The sequence below is a fragment of the Phormidium sp. CCY1219 genome (genome assembly GCF_055795085.1).
In genome coordinates this window covers 1-18,013 of record NZ_JAYFEQ010000325.1, presented here as the reverse complement: position 1 = coordinate 18,013, position 18,013 = coordinate 1, and the positions used below count along the sequence as shown (strand labels likewise).

17 protein-coding genes and 1 pseudogene are annotated in these 18,013 nt (G+C 50.9%); 13 read left to right on the top strand and 5 right to left on the bottom strand.

Translation table 11 applies throughout. From position 1 onward, the window contains the following. Positions 1 to 221 precede the first annotated feature (221 nt). Positions 222 to 1,382 carry an NAD(P)/FAD-dependent oxidoreductase gene (locus AC0QH1_RS05790; protein ID WP_324629982.1) on the bottom strand — a complete coding sequence of 387 codons (1,161 nt, stop codon included), beginning with the start codon at positions 1,380 to 1,382 and terminating at the stop codon, positions 222 to 224. Positions 1,383 to 1,545: 163 nt separating this feature from the next. On the opposite strand from AC0QH1_RS05790, the gene AC0QH1_RS05785 reads away from it, so the two are divergent. From AC0QH1_RS05785 to AC0QH1_RS05770, 4 genes are all read left to right on the top strand, one after another. Further along, positions 1,546 to 2,391, top strand: coding sequence for a YaaW family protein (locus tag AC0QH1_RS05785; protein WP_324629981.1), 846 nt, complete (start codon positions 1,546 to 1,548; stop codon positions 2,389 to 2,391). A 14-nt stretch (positions 2,392 to 2,405) separates the two neighbouring features. Continuing rightward, positions 2,406 to 3,893 carry an O-antigen ligase family protein gene (locus AC0QH1_RS05780; RefSeq protein WP_324629980.1) on the top strand — a complete coding sequence of 496 codons (1,488 nt, stop codon included), beginning with the start codon at positions 2,406 to 2,408 and terminating at the stop codon, positions 3,891 to 3,893. A gap of 376 nt (positions 3,894 to 4,269) precedes the next feature. Beyond that, positions 4,270 to 4,470 carry a hypothetical protein gene (locus tag AC0QH1_RS05775; protein WP_324629979.1) on the top strand — a complete coding sequence of 67 codons (201 nt, stop codon included), beginning with the start codon at positions 4,270 to 4,272 and terminating at the stop codon, positions 4,468 to 4,470. Between the two features lie 611 nt (positions 4,471 to 5,081). Next, a complete protein-coding gene (locus AC0QH1_RS05770) occupies positions 5,082 to 5,528 on the top strand; it encodes a hypothetical protein (RefSeq protein ID WP_324629978.1) in 447 nt (148 codons plus the stop codon). Positions 5,529 to 5,809: 281 nt separating this feature from the next. On the opposite strand, the gene AC0QH1_RS05765 is transcribed toward AC0QH1_RS05770, so the two are convergent. The 3 genes from AC0QH1_RS05765 to AC0QH1_RS05755 all read right to left on the bottom strand — a co-directional run bounded on the left by AC0QH1_RS05765 (position 5,810) and on the right by AC0QH1_RS05755 (position 8,379). Next, positions 5,810 to 6,124 (bottom strand): CHASE3 domain-containing protein, encoded by a 315-nt coding sequence (locus AC0QH1_RS05765; RefSeq protein ID WP_324629977.1) that lies wholly within the window; start codon positions 6,122 to 6,124, stop codon positions 5,810 to 5,812. A 468-nt stretch (positions 6,125 to 6,592) separates the two neighbouring features. Continuing rightward, on the bottom strand, positions 6,593 to 6,781 hold the full coding sequence (locus tag AC0QH1_RS05760) for a hypothetical protein (protein ID WP_324629976.1): 189 nt from the start codon (positions 6,779 to 6,781) through the stop codon (positions 6,593 to 6,595). 326 nt (positions 6,782 to 7,107) lie between these two features. Then, complete coding sequence (locus AC0QH1_RS05755; RefSeq protein ID WP_324629975.1) at positions 7,108 to 8,379, bottom strand: tRNA nucleotidyltransferase/poly(A) polymerase-related protein; 1,272 nt, start codon at positions 8,377 to 8,379, stop codon at positions 7,108 to 7,110. Positions 8,380 to 8,456: 77 nt separating this feature from the next. On the opposite strand from AC0QH1_RS05755, the gene AC0QH1_RS05750 reads away from it, so the two are divergent. The 7 genes and pseudogenes from AC0QH1_RS05750 to AC0QH1_RS05720 all read left to right on the top strand — a co-directional run bounded on the left by AC0QH1_RS05750 (position 8,457) and on the right by AC0QH1_RS05720 (position 16,367). Beyond that, the gene (locus AC0QH1_RS05750) at positions 8,457 to 8,705 is read left to right on the top strand and encodes a Ycf34 family protein (RefSeq protein ID WP_324629974.1); all 249 of its coding nucleotides are present in this window, start codon (positions 8,457 to 8,459) and stop codon (positions 8,703 to 8,705) included. 256 nt (positions 8,706 to 8,961) lie between these two features. Next, positions 8,962 to 10,971 carry a WD40 repeat domain-containing serine/threonine-protein kinase gene (locus AC0QH1_RS05745; protein WP_324629973.1) on the top strand — a complete coding sequence of 670 codons (2,010 nt, stop codon included), beginning with the start codon at positions 8,962 to 8,964 and terminating at the stop codon, positions 10,969 to 10,971. 67 nt (positions 10,972 to 11,038) lie between these two features. After that, a pseudogene (locus AC0QH1_RS05740) lies at positions 11,039 to 11,191 on the top strand (4-Cys prefix domain-containing protein); the annotation flags it as partial. A gap of 68 nt (positions 11,192 to 11,259) precedes the next feature. Next, positions 11,260 to 11,859: a WD40 repeat domain-containing protein gene (locus AC0QH1_RS05735; protein WP_324629971.1), complete on the top strand. Its 600-nt coding sequence runs from the start codon at positions 11,260 to 11,262 to the stop codon at positions 11,857 to 11,859. A gap of 70 nt (positions 11,860 to 11,929) precedes the next feature. Next, positions 11,930 to 12,091, top strand: a complete 162-nt coding sequence (locus tag AC0QH1_RS05730; RefSeq protein WP_324629970.1) for a hypothetical protein — start codon at positions 11,930 to 11,932, stop codon at positions 12,089 to 12,091. A gap of 3 nt (positions 12,092 to 12,094) precedes the next feature. Continuing rightward, the gene (locus AC0QH1_RS05725; RefSeq protein WP_324629969.1) at positions 12,095 to 14,749 is read left to right on the top strand and encodes a WD40 repeat domain-containing protein; all 2,655 of its coding nucleotides are present in this window, start codon (positions 12,095 to 12,097) and stop codon (positions 14,747 to 14,749) included. Positions 14,750 to 14,921: 172 nt separating this feature from the next. Beyond that, the gene (locus AC0QH1_RS05720) at positions 14,922 to 16,367 is read left to right on the top strand and encodes a serine/threonine-protein kinase (protein ID WP_324629968.1); all 1,446 of its coding nucleotides are present in this window, start codon (positions 14,922 to 14,924) and stop codon (positions 16,365 to 16,367) included. Here AC0QH1_RS05720 and AC0QH1_RS05715 read toward each other — a convergent pair. Further along, positions 16,357 to 16,617, bottom strand: a complete 261-nt coding sequence (locus AC0QH1_RS05715) for a hypothetical protein (protein WP_324629967.1) — start codon at positions 16,615 to 16,617, stop codon at positions 16,357 to 16,359. The genes AC0QH1_RS05720 and AC0QH1_RS05715 overlap by 11 nt on opposite strands. 88 nt (positions 16,618 to 16,705) lie before the next feature. Between AC0QH1_RS05715 and AC0QH1_RS05710 the strand changes: the two genes are divergently transcribed. After that, a complete protein-coding gene (locus tag AC0QH1_RS05710; protein ID WP_324629966.1) occupies positions 16,706 to 16,966 on the top strand; it encodes a WD40 repeat domain-containing protein in 261 nt (86 codons plus the stop codon). A 136-nt stretch (positions 16,967 to 17,102) separates the two neighbouring features. Beyond that, entirely contained in the window at positions 17,103 to 17,756 is a 654-nt protein-coding gene (gene tsaB / locus AC0QH1_RS05705) for a tRNA (adenosine(37)-N6)-threonylcarbamoyltransferase complex dimerization subunit type 1 TsaB (RefSeq protein ID WP_324629964.1), read from the top strand. Positions 17,757 to 18,013 lie beyond the last annotated feature (257 nt).

Sequence of the window (18,013 nt, the reverse complement as noted above, 5' to 3'; positions counted from 1 at the left end):
ACCCACAATTTGGCGGCGCAATATTGACAGAGGAGGAAAGCCTGTGTTATGATAATTGGTAACGAAGCTCGATGGTGTAGGCAGGGCTGTTAAGCAAGTTATGCAATGCTTAAGCGCCCTGCCTGAGCCTACTGCTTCATTATACCCCCGGCCACTTTTTTTGTCAACCTTAAACCCACTATTTGGCGGCGCGAGAGTCGGCGAGAGGAGGGGGTGGGAGTTTAGGGAACAGCCGCAAGAACTTCCCAGAAACTCGCTAACGGGGGAAGGGGGAATTGCTCGAACTGACGGTTTACCCAACTGGCGGCTTCTAAACCGGAGTGCAAAGCGGTTTCGATTTGCGCCGTGCCACACCAGTCTCCCGCACAAACCAGGGGGAGGGGTTGGGCGGTACTGAGGACGGGTTTTATCCAGGGACGCTGACAAAAGGCATAGCGCCACAGATCCACTTGAAACGCTTCGGGATCGCGCAACTCGGGGAGACCCAATTCGGCGGTGCGATCGAGGAGTTGGCGGGCGGCGGGTTCCAGGTCCTTGGCGGACCAATACTCGCGGGCGAATGCCGGGGTAGAGTGAAACACGACAACCGGTGGTGAGGAACCTGGGCGCTTGCTGCTATCCCAGCCAATCCAACTGAGGTAAGGGTCTTGGGAAACCACCAGCGATCGCCATTGTACCGGTCTTTGGGCAAACTGAGCCTGACGAGACGCCGGATATACGGCGATCGTGCTGATACAGGGGTCGAACTGGACCGATCGCAAATGGTGCAAAAACCGATCGCCCATCCCCTTGTCAGGAGATTCTAACAAAGTGACCGCTTGCGGGGCGGGAATTGCCACCACTACCGCCTTCGCCGTCACTTCTTCCGGGGTGGAAATTTCCACCTGTCTCCCTTGAGTTAAAAAAGGATTCGCTTCTTCCCCGGTGGCTTTAAGCTGAACGTGCCAGGTGCGATCGCCGGTGGGGGTGAGGGATTCGGCGCGACGGTTCAGCCAAACTTCCAGATGACGGGAGAGAAATTTACCCACTGCATTCATGCCTGTGGGTGGGGCATAATAAGGACACCAGTGAGGCTGAGGAGAAATCTGGCCATCCGAGGCTTGTAGGCGATAAACCGTATCCGTCCAAGGTTCGACAATGCCTTGTTGCGACAGAACCCGCACCAACTGTTGCGACAGGGTGCCCGACGGATCCAAACAGCGAGCGCCGCGATCGGCGCGCAAGCCATAAAACCGCCTGGTGGTGACGCGACCACTGACGCCGCGAGACTTTTCCAGCACCACCACAGTATAACCCAGTTGGCGCAAGCGTTCGGCGCAGGTCAGCCCCGCGATGCCGGCACCAATCACAGCTACATCAAATTCCAGCAAGCGATCGCTCATCAGCTATGAAAAAACCCCTTGTTCGTGAATTCTCGCCAACTGCGGCGCGCAACGCCTAAGGGTGAAAGACAATATTTAGTTAGCGTAAAACAATAGGAGTACAATTACAATAGGGACTGCCACCGATGCAGGGAAAACTCAGACAATTGGGGAGGAGCTTACGTTGGACGAACTGAGAGCAGCACTAGAGTTAGCCACGGAAGAGGAATTACAGCAGATTACGGACATTTTGTTCCGCCGTCGCTTTAATCCCCTAGATTACCTTCAAACGCCAGAACCGCTCGACATCCAGAGTCGCGATCGCGATTTTTGGATTTGTGCCCTGGAACATCGATTTCGCTATCTTGCTGCAGATGGTTTTACCGTACTGCGGGGGTCGAGCGATCGCGTCACCTATCGGCAAACCTTAATCCAGGTTTGTCGTTACTTGAAAATTCCATATTCGCAACAGCTTTCCACCACCGATCTAGAAGCAGAAGTGTTTTTGAACTTACTGGGAAAAACCTGGAAGCAATTGCCCGAGTCGGAACAAAACGCGCTGACCCTGCGGGTACAGCGATCGCTAGCGACGAGCAACATTCCGCAACCCCTACCGCTGTCAGTGCAAAAAGACCCAGTGGGATTGCTCCTGAAAGGGGGCAGCGCTTTGGCAATTAGCTCGGTACTCAAACCGATATTATTGCAACAAATTGCCCGCCAGTTTGCGATTCACTTTGCCAAATATCAGATGGCAAAAAGCGCGTTGGTCCGAGGGGGAACTGTCGCCGCGAGTCAGTTTCAGAATTATGTCACCCTACAAACCGCCAAACGAGGCATGGCATTGAGTGCGGCGCGCTATGGGGCGACGCGAAGCCTGTTGACGGTTGTCGGACCGGTGCTTTGGGGCTGGTTTTTGGCGGATCTGGGGTGGCGGGCGATCGCCACCAATTACGGAAGAATCGTTCCCACGATATTCACCTTGGCGCAAATTCGCCTCACCCGCCAGAGCGAGTGTTGGGAACTGGCGTAAGACAAAGATGAACGATGAAGGATAAACAGGTACCGATGAAGCAAAAAGCTTCATCCCTCATGGGGCGGGGGTCTCGGCATCGCGATCGACAGTTGCAACCCTGGTGGAATTCAGCGCAACTTGGGCTGTTGCTGTTGCCCATGAGTCCCTTGCTGGGAGGGGTGGGTTTGCTCGTGGCAATGGTGGGCACCTGGAAGCAACGTTACCGAGACATTCATCGCCGATGGGTGAATCGAGGATTTGCTATTTTGGCGGTTTGGCTGGCGATCGCCACTGGGTTTTCGGCGGATCCGTCGGTGGCATTGTTGGGGTTATTTAATTTTTTACCGTTTTTTGCATTTTTTGCCGCATTTAGCCTGTTGATCCAAACCCCGGCGCAGATGCGGCGCATTGCCTGGATCGCCGTCGCCACTTCGGTACCGGTGGTAATTATCGGCTTGGGTCAGTTGTTTTGGGGCTGGTCCGGACCGGTGAAGCTGTGGCCGATTTTATACTGGCAACTGGAAGCCACCGGCACGCCTCCGGGTCGCATGGCGTCGGTGTTTGCCTATGCCAATGTGCTGGCGAGTTATTTTTTGATTACCTTTATCCTCGGGTTGGGGTTGTGGTTTGAAACGGCGCGCGGGTGGCGCAAGCTGACTCAGCGCCCAAAACAGACGGAGAAAGTACGCGACCCCCGGGATCCGCGCGTGGTGAAATCCATCGATGTGAATGCTACCGGGCAAGAGGGGAAGGTCTCGGAGCAGTTAATCTTTCTGAGTGTGGCGCTGTTGGGGAATGGATATGCCTTGCTGCTGACGAATTCTCGCAATGGTTGGGCGATCGCCGCGATCGCCGTTTTGGCTTTCGCCCTCTACCACGGTTGGCGGCTGTTGGTGGCTGGATTTTTGGCGGTTCTTAGCATGATTCTGGGGTCGGCGTTTGCGCCGGAACCCCTGCAAAGTTGGCTCAGAGCTATCGTGCCGAGTTATTTCTGGATGCGCTTGTCTGATGAGCTATTTCCGGAACGTCATGTTGCTACTTTAAGGACGACACAGTGGCAGTTTGCCTGGGACATGACCCGCGATCGCCCGCTTACCGGGTGGGGGCTGCGAACGTTCACCGACCTTTACGAAGCGCAAACGCAAGTGTGGATGGGTCATCCCCATAACCTGTTTTTGATGCTCGCGGCGGAAACCGGTATTCCCGCAACCTTGTTGCTGTCGGGATTAGTGGGGTGGGTATTAGCAAAAGCGGTGGTGTTACTCTGGATCTGGCGCGACAATACACCGGAAAACCATCGGGATATCCCTGGGGATTTCCATGAAATAACCGACGATAAATTAATTTTTTTCACTTACTTGGTGGCATTTGGCGCTTGCATTTTGTTTCACCTGTTGGACGTCACTTTGTTCGATTCTCGGGTGAATATTTTGGGGTGGTTGCTGCTAGCTGCTATTTGTGGCGTGACCTATCGTCAGCCCTCGTTTAAAAGTCTCGGGCGGGCTTTCGGATATGAATGACGATGCGCGCCGGGGATTCATCGCCAATGCAGTGGAGAGCTTCACCTTTGATTGAAACCCGGCTTGAGGTTTATTTTTTGCCCTGCAATTTATACAAAAGATTTTCGGGCGGCTGACGATCGCCGATCGCCTCCCTTTTGTTCCGGCGATAGCCCCATCAAATCTTAAAATTATTTTAAATTAATGAGACTGACCATACTCAATCTCTCCTGACCCTGACAAAGGACAAGAGTTCAGGGAATTTACGGAAGTCGCATCCGGGAATCTACGTAACTTTGATTTCTATAAATCCTCGGTTGTGAAACAGCCGGGGTCCGATCTATTCTGACATAGAAGAGCCTCATTCCTTGTTCTTTTGCAATAATTTTTAATCATTATGCAAGCCATTTACCAATTTCCCAACTTGACCGTTACTGAAATTTTTTCCCATATTTACTCGATGGGAACCATTACTCAGCGCGATCGCCAATTTTTGCAACAGGCGCTTTTACAAGAGAGCCTCAGCGAAGAAGAGATCACCATGATCGATCGCCTGGTTTACGCAGTTCGGCGGGGTTGGCTGAAAATGATCGACTAAATTTGACCGGCGATCGAACCGCAGGGTGAATACCCAGCGTCGGTCAAATCCTCAAGTGATTTTTTCCCACACTCCTGTTATGTGGTTTGAATGTTTTGAGAGGCAAAAATCGCAGTGTCCGTTCTCTTCGCCAGATTCAAATGACCTCAATTCCGTTTGCCAACTTTCCCGTCAATTTGTATCGTAGATTACACCCGTAACCTGGCAAGCGGTTAAGCCACTTTTTTTCTGTATCTAAATCATCGTTTTGGCGCACAAGTCAAGCTTAAATCACATCCCAAATGACCCTGATGGCAAGCGTCATTGGGGAGGGGGTCGCGCCGCAAGTTCCATCTCCCACGCCCCAGAACCCGCGCCGTCAGATATCGCTTCGGTTTTTATTGCCCATCGGCGATCGCACGTTATAAAACAGAGCCAAATCAAAACATTAAGCGCAAATCGCAAACCTCAAGACATAGAGGAGGGTTTTAGCCTGCGGGAACTCCTGGGAGGGCCTTACAGCCAGAATTGTCAAATTAAAGCGCAAATCTATTCGGATAGAGTTTTTCAACGCTTGATTCTTGATTGACAACTGGTTAGAGTAAGAATCACATACCCAGGGGAAATGAAGAATGCCGAATAACAAACCCGAAGAGAAAAAGCCAGAAATTCTATCCATTCGCAAGGCTAAAGACAAAGTGGCTCCCGAGGAGGGGGCTGCCGAGTCTAAGTCCGAGGCTGTAGCACCCAAAAAGCCAAAGCCACCCGAGGCTCCTGCTGCGTCTCGATCGCGAGCTTCAGACGAAGGCGATCGCAAGCCCTCACGGAAACGTCCTTACCGAAAACCCAGCGGCCCGCCCTCAATTGATTTGGCCAAGAATTCCGAGGGAGAAGAATTTCATGCGGGAGATGAAATTCTCGTCAACGGGTGCTTCGGTTTGCCCGTCAGTGCCACCATCAATCGTCTCTACCAAGATAGTTCGGGAGAAGCATGGGCGAGCTTTCAGCCAAATGAAGAAGAAGCGGCGAAAGGTGTAGTGGGTGGCTGCGTTCATTCTTCATTCCTTCGTCATTCTTAACTGAGACGTTACTGGCGCTTTAGATAGGGTCTCGGTTCTCCCAAGACGCGCGATCGCCTCCCTCCTAGGGTGTTCAATTCCCTGGAACTCGAAAAAGGCGATCGCGTAGGGATTAACTGCTGCAAAAATCGCGAAGAACGGGTTAACTACCTGTACCTGTCGGTTCTTGGCGGAGGACAGATGAAAGAGACGGCGGGCAAATTCTGCGGGTGTTAAACGATCGCTTTGAGGCTGTGAGCCGCAATGTTTTCCAGAACAACCATCTGTTGAAATAGCTCCTCCTATTCTGGATACACAATCAAATCTTCTGCCACGTCCACTGCGCGATCGTACAGTTGCTTTTGTTTCTCAAATTCTCGTAAAGGCTCTTCATTTTTGGTCAGGAGGTAGCCGCGAACTTGCCGAGCCATGAGTGCTGTTCTCAAAAACATCTGGTCTGTGTGAACTAACACTTGTTGCGCTCGATTGACTTCTTTGAATTTTTCAGCGATATCCTTACCCATTACATAAACTAAGCCAGAAAATCCCACAATTAACAGCACGGGAATCGAAAACCCAGCAAATATCCGACCTCTCAGCTTTAAATTCTTTAACATTTTGACCGTCTCCTGTAACCACAGGTCACCGGTTGAGTCTTACAGTTAGTGTACCCATTGTTAACCGGAGATATCGTTGTTGGGGCTAAGGTTTAAGTTCGCTAAAGACTAAGATTTGTAAAACAAGAGAAATAGGGAGAAAAGCTTATCTGATAGTTAATGGATGGATTAGGTTTGCCCTAACTCCCCCGTAATGATGAGAGTGAAGGGAGGAAACAAACCCAGAGCAATCCAATCTGGGCTGAGAAAAAAGAATGAGTTTTGAGCAGTGAGTTGCAGATGAACTCATGTCTCAAAACTCATTGCAGCATTAGACCTGTAGAAAAACTACAGCCTTTTTAGAAACAATTCTAATAATATCAGCCTGAATCGAGCGGCATAAGTAGAGGGATAAAACCGAGTTGGAAATGGCCAAACTGCGGCTTATTGTTGGCGAGAACATCACGGGCGCGATCGCACCAATGAGGTTTAGTTCTGGTTGTTGTCGTTATCGTCGTTATTGTCCGAACCATTCTGCTTTGAAGTATCCTCAGAACGATCTGCGCCAAAGCGTCTTTTGCCACCAAAACGGCTGTTACTGGTGCGCTTGCGAAATCGACGGGCATACTCTTGATTTCGGAGAGCTTTTTCTTTTTTCGGATTGCGGCGTTTTGCCATTCTTACCTCATTTAAACAATTAGCGGTTCCGGGAGTTTGGATCGGTGGCTTTCAGAGTATCGAGCACCAAAAGGGTTCGGGATAGTTGATGAACCTCCGCAGGGCCTCAACAACAGTCGATGGACTGAGATCGGGCATCGAGCTTCCAGAATTTTTGCACAAATAACTATTTTAGCATATCTGCGGTTTGAATCAAATCCCCAAGGAGCTGACTCACGCGCGGGTGCCAAAAGGAGACATTTGTGATTTTTCGCTGGATAATTTCAGGATAGCGGAATTGGGCGATCGCCACAATTTTGTCGGTTCAGGAAACAAGCCGTAAGAGTTTATTCCCCTTCACACCGATGTGCTGCAAATTCCAGCGCTTCTTCCGCAGTAGAAATCCGTCCCTCCACATAGGCAACTTGAATCTCCTCAAGCAGTTGACCGATTTGCGGTCCGCTGGGAATATTCAGTGCTGCCATGATGTCAGTACCGCGCACAAGGGTTTTCGGATGGGCCAAGCGATCGCGCGGATCGAGATAGCGCTCGATGAGCGGACCGATCGCTGCCACTGGCATTTCGGCGGCAACGGCGAGAACTGCTAACGCCGGAAACATTGGCCCGAGGGCGCGGAACAGAAAATACTGCGATCGCAGCGATCGCTGCCCCGGATTCTCTGTTTCCGATTGTATCATTTGCCAACCTTTAATCACTTTCGTCACCGCGCTGATTTGCGCCCTGCCGAACTTAAGCTGCATGAGCTGAGCCTCCGCCTCTTTCGGATCCCAAGGCAGCAGCGCCACCCACTTGGCGATCGCTAAATAGCCGGAAATCTTCAACTTCTGCTGCTGTTCGACACTCAACATCTCCCCCAATTGCGGCCATTTTTGCGCCAACCGCTCCCCTGCTTCATCGATGCGGGTTAAAATAGCCACACCCGCCTCCGTGGCACTGGGCAACCAATAGCGCAGTAAGCCATTTTCCCAAGCCGCCGCCACCCAAGACCCCGCCCCGCTGAGGTTGAGCAGATACCACAGTTCCGCATTCACCCGTTCCGCTGCCACCCGCCGCAAAAACCCCCCCAATTGCGCGATCGCCGCTTCGGTGTCGCGATCGAGGGTAAACCCCAGTTGTGCCCCTTGGCGATAGGCACGTAACAACCGCAAGGGGTCATCTGCCAAATTCGTGGGCGATACCATGCGAATTAAGCGCTGGTGCAGGTCTTCTCGCCCGTTCAGGGGGTCGATCGTCTCCCGGGTGTGAGGATGGTAGGCGATCGCGTTGATGGTGAAATCCCGCCGCCGCAAGTCCCTTTCCAGACTCATTCCCTCCTGCTTGGCAAAATCCACCGTAGCATTCTCAAACACCACCCGGGCGATTTTGCGTTCCGCATCGAGCACCACAAACCCCGCCTTGTAGCGATCGGCAATCTGACGCGCCGTTTTTAATGCCCCTTTTGGCAACACAAAATCTAAATCCAAATACTCCGACTCGCGGTTGAGCAGGGCATCGCGCACCGCACCGCCCACCAAATACGCCTCCGGTGGCAGCAATTCCAAGGCAAATGGCCAACTTTCCGGGGTCAGGGCACAAATAGACTCGCCTGGTTTGTTCATAAAAATCAATCTCGGGGGGTGGTCAATCCATAGGTTGCCTACGCTAGAGTAACAAAAAAGCGATTGGAGTGTTTGCGATGTGCATTTGCATAAACTGCCACTATGTCGATCGCTGCGTGACCTATCACGCAGTGGAACACCAACATCAACAACCCCATTTAACCGAAACCCCCGATTTTGAACCCATCGAACCTTCCATCAATGTCAACATTCGCAATACCGACGATGAGATTCAGATGGAATGGGATGTGGTTGGCTGTGAAAGCTTCAAAGAAGAAATGGGCAAATGGGCGAAATTGCGTCCCGGGGAGTTGGTTCCCACTTAGGGTGTAAACCTCATCAAGTAGAATTCGCCATGCGAATTCCACTGATTCAGTAGAGACGTTCTCCGGAACGTCTCTACACTTTTTTCTTCCCCTTCTATCACCTTTCATTCCCTTTAGCATTTTCTGGCAGCTCCGATAAACAAGTTAACGTCTCAATTCTTAATTTTTAATTCTCAATTCTCCCCCGAAGCGAGTTTGCCATTAAAATAGGGAAAAATAACCATCAAGATTCCTTGCTGCTTTTGTGGGTACCCCCATGACTCTGTGCCTGAATCCCGATTGCCCCAATCCCGAAAATCCCGAAAGCAATAAATTCTGCCAATATTGTGGCGAGAAACTCTTCCTCGATCGCAGTCTCGACCCCACCCAAACTCATTCTTATCGGGCCTTGCAGCGTCTTGGTGCTGGCGGGTTTAGCAAAACCTATCTGGCGGTGGACGAGTCGAAATCGAGCAAACCGCGCTGCATTATCAAACAATTTCGCCAACCGAAGGAAGGCACGCAAAACATTGCCGACCTGTTTCGCGAAGAGGTTGCCCGGTTAACCGAAATTGGCAATCATCCTCAAATTCCCGCAGTGCTGGCATCCTTTAACAGCGGTTCGCAGCAATATGTGGTGCAAGAATTCATCAACGGGCAAAACTTAGGCCAACAATTAAGAAAAAACGGCAATTTCAGCGAAACTAAAATTCGGCAACTGTTAGAAGAACTTCTCCCGGTGCTTTACTTTATCCACCACCACCGTTTAATTCACCGGGATATCAAGCCAGAAAATATCATTTTTTGCCCGTCAAATTATCCTTCTGTCAACAAAAAAAGCCACCTATTTTTGGTTGATTTTGGCGCAGCAAAATATGCCACAAAAACGGCGCTGGCACAAGTGGGCACCCTGATTGGCAGTGCGGAATATACCGCCCCGGAACAACTACGCGGAAAACCTACCTTTGCGAGCGATATCTACAGTTTAGGCGTCACCTGTATCCATCTGCTGACTAATGTTTCTCCCTTCGATTTATTTGATAGTTTAGAAGGGAAATGGATTTGGCAAGATTATTTACTCAATCCGGTGAGCGATTCTCTGGCGCGGATTTTGAATAAAATGCTCGCTTCGGCGGTAAAAAAACGCTATTATTCCGCAGAAGCGGTGCTCAAACAGCTTAATCCCCAGGTGAAATTAACCACCCCCGTCCGGCAAAATAAAGAGGAGGAAAAGCAGGAAGAAACCGCCGGGGAAACGATGTCTCAATCCAGTGTGCCATTGGGGAGAAAAAATCCACCGAACAGGGAACCGAAGTGGAAATGCGTGCGGACATTAAGGCAGGAAAATAGGGCAACGCAGGTGAATGCGATCGCCTTTAGCGCCCAATCGCGCACCCTTGCCAGTGGGAGTTGGGATGGAAGCATTTTACTCTGGGATTTAGGGACTGGGGAATTATTGCAAACCCTGACGGGTCATAACAATGGGGTATTATCCTTAGCGATCGCCCCGGATGGAAAAGTCCTTGCTAGCGGAAGCGCTGACGGGACGATAAAACTCTGGGATTTGTGGCAACTCAGTCCGCGAGAATTGCGCGAGGGGATTGCCCCAGTGGCGACCCATACCCTAACCGGACATACCAGTGTAGTGTCATCGGTGGCGATTTGCCCGGATAAGCAATTATTGGCGAGTGGGAGTCGCGATCGCACCGTAACCTTGTGGACTCTCAATCCGCCAGAGTTGCGATCGACCTTCAGCAGCGAAAACGATCGCGTTACCTGTGTAGCATTCAATCCGAAATGGGCGACTCGCTATCCCCTGCGATCGCATTTTCTCGCCAGCGGGACTGCAGGCGGTACTATTTATTTCTGGCAAACCGATACCGGGGAATTACAATCGGAAATTGCCGCTCATTCCCGGGAAATTTATGCGATCGCCATCAGTCCCGATGGTACCACATTAATCAGCGCCAGTTGGGACAGAACCCTAAAAATTTGGAACCTATCCACCGACGATGAAAGCGACAATTTCACCCCCCAATTGCGAGACACCCTTTGCCCGCATGTGTTGCCCGTAGTTGCGGTAGCAATTCATCCCGATGGCGAAATATTTGCCACCGGCAGTCACGACACCACCGTGCAACTGTGGAACCTAAAAACCACCCAACCGATTGCCATGCTTTCCGGGCATTCTCGCGCCGTAACCTCCGTGGCATTTAGTCCCGATGGAAACACCCTCGCCAGTGCTTCTGGGGATGGGACGGTCAAATTATGGCGGTGTGAATGGTAAGTTTAAAGACTCGGTAAAGGTTGAGGCGATGGAACAGAGAATTACCGCCCAGGGAGACCCGAAAATTATGAGTTATTGTCTCAATACCACCTGTGGGAAACCGCAAAATCCATCCCACTATCGCTACTGTGCCCATTGCGGGGCGAAGTTGCTGCTGCGATCGGGCTATCGCGCCATCAAACCCATCGGCGAGGGAGGATTTGGCCGCACGTTTTTAGCTTTCATAATATCAAACTGCTACAGCTTCCCAGCGGGCAAGAAATCCCCCTTCCTGGCGGTGGGGGAGTGATGTTTTCCGCCTTGGGTGCAAGCGCGATCGCGATTAGCAGAGATGGACAACTTCTCGGATGCGGATGTCACAATGGAACTATCGGTTTGTGGCGGCTCAAAGATAGACAGCAAATCGGTAAATTTACGCCGTTTAATAGTCGGATTGAGGCGATGGCATTTAGTCCTAAAAAACTGGTGATAGCGACTGTCAACAAAAACGGTAATTTATATCTGTTGGACATCCAAACCGAGCATTTGAGGTTTCTCGGCATTCACCCTCGCGTCAATGCGATCGCCTTTAGTCCCGACGGAGAAAATCTTGCTTCCGCCAGCAGTGATGGAACCATTAAACTCTGGCAAGTCAAACGAAGTTTAGAACTGTGCATTCTCAAAGGGTATGGTGAGGATTTGCTTTCCGTCACCTTTAGCCCCGACGGACAAACCATTGCCAGCGGAACCTATCAAAAAATCCATTTATGGCAACTGCGAAAAGGGTTAGGATTGGATATCCTTTTGGGTCATCAAGACTGGGTAACAGCGGTGATTTTTAGCCAAGATGGACGCGAAATGGTGAGTAGTAGCGAAGACGGAATGATTAAAATTTGGCGCGGCGATTAATTGACCAATTGTAGTAAGTTTTACCCTTCAGTTGTCAAGTCAGACCCACCCGAAAAACGCAATCAAAACAATGCAATTAGGGGAGAGTTTCGCGATCGCCCAGGATTCTCGCCGAGAGGGGGAAATTGCCGAGAGAGATAAAATTGCGATCGCCCCATCCACCGAAGAGGTTAAGGCAGTTTGGGAAGGGAAGCCTTACCATAGAACTATTCCTCTGAGTCTTTCCCCTTAAGCCATGACCAAAATCAACTGGCTAGAAATCTCCGAATCTGTGGCCCTGGCGGGGTCAATATTGGGGACTTTCGCCGCCTACGGAACCCAGCAGTTTATCTATGCAGCAGCGCCGCTGACCCTGACGGTGGGGCTGAATATCGCGAACCGAAACCGTTTTAACAAGCAGTTGCGCCAGCAAAATTTCGAAACGTTAACCGGCGAAGTGCATCGCGTCAGCGATCCGCTATCCCAGCGCCTCGAAACCCTAGAGACGCAGACGCAACGAGTCAACCGCCAAACCCAGCAGCAGCTTTCGCAACTGAAAGAGTCTCTGGAAAGCGATCGCGAAGTGGCGATCGCCCGGTTGCAAGAGGCGATCCAATCTCTCCCGCCGATTCCCAACCTCGATCCCATATCCCAACGCCTGAGTGAACTCGAAGCGAGTTTGCAGCAAATGCCGATGCAAACCGACGCCGACATCGAACAACTGCAAGCCGCATTTCGCGCCGAAAACGAAGCGGCGATCGCCCAGATTCATCACGCCCTGGAAAACATTCCGCCAATTCCGAATATCAAACCCATCAGTTTGCGCCTAGAACAACTCGAAACCCTCACCCAAGAAGTCGGGCAAAATACTGACGCGCAATTGGCGCAATTTCAAGAGACATTGCGACAAGAAAACGAAGCAGCGATCGCCCGGATTCATCACGCCCTGGAAAACATTCCGCCGATTGAGAATATGGAGGCGATCGCCCAACGCCTGGAACAACTCGAAACCCTCACCCAAGAACTCCGACAAAATACCGAAGCCCAACTAGCGGAATTTCAAGACAGATTTCGCGCCGAAAACGAAGCAGCGATCGCCCGCATCCAGCAACTCATCCAAACGCTTCCACCCACGGAGAATTTGTCAGCGATTTTACAGCGTCTCGACATTTTAGAACAAGTCCAGAAAGAGGCGATCGCCAACCAAACCCTCGGCGACCAATTATCAGAAAATAGCGTCGAACTCCACCAACTCATCCAATCCTTACCCCCCACTCCCACCATCGATGCCATTCACCAACATCTGGAAAAACTCGACAACTTCACCCAACAACTCCAAACCCAAACCCAACAGCAAATCGAAGACCTAAAAACCTCCCAACGCCAACAACAAGACACCATTCTCGCCCAAGTTCATCAAATTCTCGACCCCATCAACCAGCGCCTTGCCGAGTTTGAATCCCAAGGGCAATCCTCCACTGCGCCCCCAGACTCTCCCCGCGCAGAAACCACACCCATTTCTATCGCGCCGCTTCCCGAACTCACATTAACCGAAACCCCACGGGAAGATTCCCCGAAACAAACAGAAGAAGAAACCGACAGCGAATCGGCAGAAAAACCACCCAAAACCCCCAACTCCCCGCCAAAAGTTCCCTCTCAATATCGCAAAGAAACCTTTTCCCAAAAGCCCTCTGTGCCCACACCGCCTCCCGCTGCCGAAATTCCCGCTGAAGATGAATGGGATATGGAAGAATGGGACGGAGAAGATGAGTGGGAAACCGAGGAAGGATGGGAACCGGAAACCGACGAAAGGGAAGAACCCGAATCGGAAACCGACTGGAGTATTAAGTCGCCCTTGAAGCAATTTCCCAAGCAAGAAAATATCGGGCGGGTTATCGGTGGATTGGAATCTTCTTTCGGAGAAGTAGTCGGGGATATTCAAGGATTTGTGGGCAAATTCATGCGCGAGAAATCCGAACCCGAAACGGCGAAACCCACCGGAGAAGTTGAAAAAGGGTCGCGCCACCAGTGGAAATGCATAAAAACCCTATCCGCACATTTAGAGGCGGTGAATTGTGTGGCCATTAGTCCGAATGGTAAACTGATTGCTAGTGGCGATCGCGACGATACCGTAAGACTTTGGCACCTGCAAACCGGCGAACCTGTTGACAGCTTTAATGGGGAGGATTGGTTCGCCTCGGTGAATGCACTTTGCTTCAGTCCCGATGGCGCTACTCTTGCCTGTGCGATCGGCGATACTATTACCCTGTGGAAGTGGCAAGAAAAGCGCGAAGCTGCCAGTTTTAGCGGACAGTTAGGGTCGATTTATGCAGTGGTATTTCTCCACCATTCCCCACAAATGATTAGTGGCGATGGCAACAGTGCAATTAAAGTGTGGAACCTGGAAAATCGCCAGGGAATCCGCACCTTAACCGGACATCAAGCCGTAGTTTATGCCCTCGCCGTTAGCCCGGATGACCGCTTGTTAATTAGTGGAAGTGAAGACAAGACGGTAAAAATTTGGCAGCTAGAAACCGGGACAGAAATTCATAATTTGAGCGGACATTCAGCCCCGGTCTATTCCCTAGCGATGAGTCCGGATGGCAATATCTTTGCCAGTGGAAGTGCAGATGGTACGATTAAAATTTGGAACCTGAAGACGGGGGAGGAATTGAATACTCTGGAGGGGCATTCCGAGGCGGTGAATGCGATCGCCTTTCATCCCGATGGCGAAACGTTGCTCAGTGCAAGTCACGATAAAACCCTGAAGGTTTGGCATCTGGAAACTTCCGAACTGATAGCCACGCTGAAAGGTCATTCGGCGGCGATTAATTCGGTGGCGGTAAGTTTCAATGGCAAAACCATTGTCACGGGCAGTGAGGACAAAACGCTCAAGGTTTGGCGGATGTAGGGAGGTTAATTTGGCATGGTTTTTGGGTAAATGACCAGGAAGGTGATGGTGGGGAATTCCCACCATATTCAGCCCAATTAATGGCACTAGAATAGGGAGGGTGCAATTGGCGGCTGTTAATTGCCAAACCTACGGCGGAATTCACGTTACTCTAAGGGGACAAAATTGTGCTATGAGCTATTGTTTGAATCCCGATTGCCAGAATCCGCAAAATCCAGAATGCGATCGCTTTTGTCGTCGGTGTGGATCGAAGTTGCTATTGGGCGATCGCTATCGGGCCATTCAACCCATCGGGCAAGGGGGATTTGGCAGAACGTTTCTGGCGCGAGATGAATACAAACCCTCCAAACCGCCCTGCGTCATCAAGCAATTTTTCCCCCAAATGCAACGCAGCAGCAACGCCGACAAAGCAGCAGAAATGTTTCATCGCGAAGCGGTTCGTCTGGATGAATTGGGCAAGCATCCGCAAATTCCCGAACTCCTCGCCCATTTCGATGCAGATAGCTATTCCTATTTGGTTCAAGAATTTATCGAAGGAGAAAATTTACTCACCGAATTGGAAAGCGAGGGCGCTTTTAGCGAAGCCAAAATTCGCGCCCTTCTCGCCGATTTGCTGCCAGTTTTACAATTCGTCCACGAAAATAAAGTGATTCATCGGGATATCAAACCGGAAAATATTATTCGCCGAACCTGTAGTGGGGAAAAAATCGGGGAATTAGTGTTAGTGGATTTTGGGGCGGCGAAGTTTGCCACGGCGACAACTCTGAAAAAAACTGGGACAGTTATCGGTACGGCGGGATATTTCGCCCCGGAACAATTTGTGGGGAAAGCGGTTCCCGCCAGCGATTTGTATTGTTTGGGGGTGACTTGCGCCCAATTGCTCACCGGAATCGCCCCGTTTGAGTTATTTGATATCGCCCACGGTGGGTGGAATTGGCGCAGTTTTGCCCCGGAATCCATTGGGGAAGAATTGGCCCAGCTTCTCGATAAATTACTCGCCTCGAATTTAACGGACCGCTATCAATCGGCGTCTGAGGTATTGGTGGATTTGCAACATCTACCGCCCCTGAAAACTGCTTTTTCCCAAACTCCACCGCGATCGCAACCGCCACCGCCCCCGAAAAATCCTTCGTTTATCGCCCGCGCCATTGGCGGAATGCCCCAAATGATTAAAGGCACGCTTTTGGAGAATTTTGGCAACTACGAAGCTGCGATCGCCGCTTACGATCGCGCTCTTTCTTTTAAACCCAACAATGCCGATGCGTGGTATAAAAAAGCCCGTCTCTGTGCGGAAATCGGCAATGCTGAAGAGGCGTTAGACTGCTTTGAAAAAGCTTTAGAACTCAAACCCCATCGCAGCGACTTGTGGCGCGATCGGGGAATTTTACTTTATCAACTCAAACAATACGATAAAGCCACTTCGAGTTATTTAAAATGCCTGCAATTTAATCCGAAGCAGCCGTTAGTTTGGTTGTTGCTCAGTATGTCAATCAAACAATCGGGCAATGACAAAGAAGCGCAAAATACCTTAGACCAAGGGCTGCAATTGATGCCGAACAATGCCAATGAAAGGGCGGCGATTCTCTGGCAGGCGTGGGAAATTGTGATTAAAAATTAATAGATAGCAGTTCTACCCCAATCGGTTGGTCTGAAAAAATTGTACCATAGAAGAATAAGAGCGATCGCAAACCCGGAATGCGCGATCGCCCATCCTCCATCGCCGCCCTAACACCTAGCGGCTTGAATCGCAACGCACAATGAACGACAATGACAACCCATTCCAAACAACCCCGATACGACGATGCAGTGCTCGGCTGAACAAATGCTGCACCTCCAGGTGCGGCGATATTGGGGGGAATTTTCGGCATCGAAACGCGCCTTGCCACTGACGATATCGCACGCAAAATTGACCCCCTGAAAGACGCATTAAATTACAGTCATGCCGGGTTATAATTGGTGATTGAAAGGTTAAAAGATGAATCGCAACAGGTGCGGCGGATTGCCTTTCATTTGCTCAAGGAACCCAGGGAAGCCAACGCCATTGAAGCAGTACGGAATTTTAATCCTTATCGATATTTTGAATGTCTTTATACGATTTACGCCCATCGAAGTTGGGTTTTTTCTCTGGCATTTAGCCCCACGGGACGGCAAATTGCTAGTGGGAGTAAGGATAAAACAATTAAGCTCTGGGAACGGGATACCGGGCGAAAATTGTAGACCTTAGCCCGCCCGCGTCGGCGGGCGAAAGTCCGTATTTAGCCCTACCCTTCTAGGGTGTGGGTCTTTTCCCCCCCCTAGTATTTGAACTCAAAGTGCTGTACCCTATGGAGTGCATTCTCGATTTTTGCAGCTAGTGCCATTGGATCCAAACCAATACGCGATCGCCATCCACACCAGCAGTCCCCAACTGGGTCTAGCCATTGACAATTTTGCCGGTTCGAACCGCGCCCACAGTTGCGACTTGGGGCGAGAATTGGCCAATCAGTTGCACCTACAGCTTTCTGAATTTATCCAGCCTCAAACTTGGCAGGATTTAGGGTTTATTGCGGTGGCGAAAGGTCCGGGAGGCTTCACCGGCACTCGCATCGGCGTGGTCACCGCCCGCACTCTCGCCCAACAGTTGGACATTCCGTTATTTGCCATTTCCAGTTTGGCTGCACTGGCCTGGTGGAAACAAGGAACACCACCACCAGAACCCACGGCGATCGCCGTGCAAATGCGCGCCCAACGCGGCGAGCTTTTTGTGGCCATTTATTCGGTCAGCGAAACCAACATTATCCCCCTGTTGCCGGATACGGTCATGTCGCCGCAAATGTGGGAAGAAACCCTCGCCAATTGGCCAACCCCTTATCGGGCGATCGAAGTGCCTGCAAATTTGGGGGACTCAGCCCCTAGTTTGCTCCAACTGGCCGATCGCCAATGGCAACAAGGCGCGCGCCCCCATTGGTCCGCAGCGCTTCCCTTTTACGGACAGCATCCCGTCACATCCTCCAGCAATTCCCCCTAGGGCAGACTTGTCCCCTGATTTGCATCCTGGGGTCAGGAACCCCATCCCTAAAGGGAGGGGCTTGGTAAGACTTTATTCTTGCTACGCTCGAATATTTTCCCAAGCTCACCGGACCAGAAGACCAGACTTATCTAAGTTTGGTAGCCGTTAGGGGTAAGAGTTAAATTTCCGACCTGCGGATGCGTGCCAGCCTGTAGCTCTCGAAATTCAACATTTTACAGGTCTAAAAGGGTTAAGCCAGTGTGTTGAATAAAGTA

Bases quoted from the DNA above. Each gene is read 5' to 3' on its own strand.
- AC0QH1_RS05730 (WP_324629970.1), top strand. From the start codon at position 11,930: ATGCAATTAGGGGAGAGTTTCGCGATCGCCCAGGATTCTCGCCGAGAG.
- AC0QH1_RS05780 (WP_324629980.1), top strand. From the start codon at position 2,406: ATGAAGGATAAACAGGTACCGATGAAGCAAAAAGCTTCATCCCTCATG.
- AC0QH1_RS05760 (WP_324629976.1), bottom strand. From the start codon at position 6,781: ATGGCAAAACGCCGCAATCCGAAAAAAGAAAAAGCTCTCCGAAATCAA.
- AC0QH1_RS05770 (WP_324629978.1), top strand. From the start codon at position 5,082: ATGCCGAATAACAAACCCGAAGAGAAAAAGCCAGAAATTCTATCCATT.
- AC0QH1_RS05755 (WP_324629975.1), bottom strand. From the start codon at position 8,379: ATGAACAAACCAGGCGAGTCTATTTGTGCCCTGACCCCGGAAAGTTGG.
- AC0QH1_RS05720 (WP_324629968.1), top strand. From the start codon at position 14,922: ATGAGCTATTGTTTGAATCCCGATTGCCAGAATCCGCAAAATCCAGAA.
- AC0QH1_RS05790 (WP_324629982.1), bottom strand. From the start codon at position 1,382: ATGAGCGATCGCTTGCTGGAATTTGATGTAGCTGTGATTGGTGCCGGC.
- AC0QH1_RS05750 (WP_324629974.1), top strand. From the start codon at position 8,457: ATGTGCATTTGCATAAACTGCCACTATGTCGATCGCTGCGTGACCTAT.
- AC0QH1_RS05735 (WP_324629971.1), top strand. From the start codon at position 11,260: ATGTTTTCCGCCTTGGGTGCAAGCGCGATCGCGATTAGCAGAGATGGA.
- AC0QH1_RS05725 (WP_324629969.1), top strand. From the start codon at position 12,095: ATGACCAAAATCAACTGGCTAGAAATCTCCGAATCTGTGGCCCTGGCG.
- AC0QH1_RS05715 (WP_324629967.1), bottom strand. From the start codon at position 16,617: ATGCCGAAAATTCCCCCCAATATCGCCGCACCTGGAGGTGCAGCATTT.
- AC0QH1_RS05745 (WP_324629973.1), top strand. From the start codon at position 8,962: ATGACTCTGTGCCTGAATCCCGATTGCCCCAATCCCGAAAATCCCGAA.
- AC0QH1_RS05765 (WP_324629977.1), bottom strand. From the start codon at position 6,124: ATGTTAAAGAATTTAAAGCTGAGAGGTCGGATATTTGCTGGGTTTTCG.
- AC0QH1_RS05775 (WP_324629979.1), top strand. From the start codon at position 4,270: ATGCAAGCCATTTACCAATTTCCCAACTTGACCGTTACTGAAATTTTT.